The following is a 1,765-nucleotide window of genomic DNA, read 5'->3' on the forward strand; positions in this document are numbered from 1 at the left end:
GCCTTACGCATCGTGATATACAGTGATAATACTTGGTATCCACCAAGCTTATTTGTCTCTTCCTTGCTATTGCCATAAAAAAGCCATCCATACTTTAACATTCATTAAAGCATAGACGGCTTCTTACACTATTCCCAAATTGGAATGGGTGTCACATGTATTTCTGTCGTACCAAACTAACTTGTCTCTTCCTTGCAATCGCCATAAAAAAAGCCATCCATACTTTAACGTTTAGTAAAGCATAGACGGCTTATTAGACTATTCCCAAATTTGGTTGGGTGTCACATGTATTTCCACTTGCATATTGAATTCGGCATATACACCTGTATATAGCACTCCACATGGACCACAAATTTGATAGATACGACCACACAGGTCAAATAGGCGTGACCAAAAAATCGGCGAAACGCGACCAGAAACAAAAAAGCCCCAGCAAGTGCTGGGGCTTTGGGTTGGATGTTTTTTATATGTTTACCTTAAATATTCTTGCAAACATAACTCTTAATTAAGCCTAATTCATAATTTGACTCTATGTCATAGCCATTTTCTTTAGCCGAATGAAGCGTATCTTCAAAAGAAGGCGCAGTTAGAGTATTATTAGCTATTTTCTTTTTTAAGCTAATTAGATATAAATCCGCTGTGAGCCAATATGTATCACGATCTCCAAATGATAAGGCGCAATCAGTGAAAAATGTTGGCAATTTATAAAGCTCTACAGAATGAATATAGTCATTAACTATACTCTCACTATTGCTCTTAATATAAGTTAACCAAGATTTAAGCCGTGTTATGGTTTCTTGCAAATCTTCAGTAACACCAAATTTACCTTCATTAATGGATGAGGCTTGACAAGCGATCCCAAAAGACAATCGATTTTGCACAAGTTTTATTGGAATGCCTGTAAGAATATTCATTGCCTGTGCGACGTCATTATCTACAATACCTATAGAAACTAACGGCGTATCTCCATATTTATCCCAATTAAGATCTACAGCAATCGATATGTTCTCTGCACCATGTAAACTAAAAACTCGGTGACCTTTTTCATTTAAGACTCTTTTCAAGCCAAAAGCTTTTAACACAGCCTCTATTTCAGCAAGTTCTTGTTTAGTTTTATTTTCATTCATAACTATAATCCAGGTATTGGAACTGTAAATAATTCCACTTGAGTAGGTCCAAAAACTCTATTGGGACTCCCGACATGCGGTATGGTAGGAGCTCTGCTAATATATCCTCCGGATGATTGAATAATAGTATCTAGCCTAATCTGCCTACTCGTTGGTACTGCCCAACCAGACTTCACTTCGATAAAAGCATAAGGTGATCCATTAGCATTAAAGATCGTAATATCAGGATACCTGAGTTCGAAATCACTACCTACCCTTAGTGTCACTCCACCAAGCACTGCATACTGACCTTCATCCAAGACAAGCATATCAAATACTTCTTGCTCTGCCCATTTTCCAGTCATGCGGTTATAAGCAATTGTACTTAGACCCTCTTCAAGCTCCAATAACCAGTCCGGTCTTTCTGTCTTGTGAACTGCACCATTTGGATAACACTTATTACAATTAGCCTCACCTTGCTGAATACTCATGCTCGCCTGATTCAACACATACTGCATTGCCCCAGTACGAGCGCCATTAGAAAACTTTCCGCCTGTTATCTCCGATACTGTACCACCAATTATCGCTGAAATAACCGTGCCTTTTACAATTTGGCTCAGCTTTAAGTCTCCACCACCGGGTAAAAACACACCTCCAAC

General features: G+C 38.6%; 2 protein-coding genes and 1 pseudogene. All 3 read right to left on the reverse strand.

Annotation, left to right across the window (positions count from 1 at the left end; translation table 11 throughout):
* Positions 1–76: pseudogene (locus MHN81_RS27900) on the reverse strand (Mobile element protein); the annotation flags it as partial.
* Between the two features lie 400 nt (positions 77–476).
* On the reverse strand, positions 477–1,127 hold the full coding sequence (locus MHN81_RS27905) for a hypothetical protein (protein ID WP_239427371.1): 651 nt from the start codon (positions 1,125–1,127) through the stop codon (positions 477–479).
* A 2-nt stretch (positions 1,128–1,129) separates the two neighbouring features.
* On the reverse strand, positions 1,130–1,765 hold a 636-nt coding region (locus MHN81_RS27910; RefSeq protein ID WP_239427372.1), incomplete at its 5' end, for a hypothetical protein.

Source organism: Pseudoalteromonas sp. Of7M-16 (assembly GCF_022347805.1).
Lineage (GTDB): Bacteria > Pseudomonadota > Gammaproteobacteria > Enterobacterales > Alteromonadaceae > Pseudoalteromonas > Pseudoalteromonas luteoviolacea_F.

Excerpts from the sequence above, each read along its gene's own strand:
- MHN81_RS27905 (WP_239427371.1), bottom strand. The coding sequence starts at position 1,127 with ATGAATGAAAATAAAACTAAACAAGAACTTGCTGAAATAGAGGCTGTG.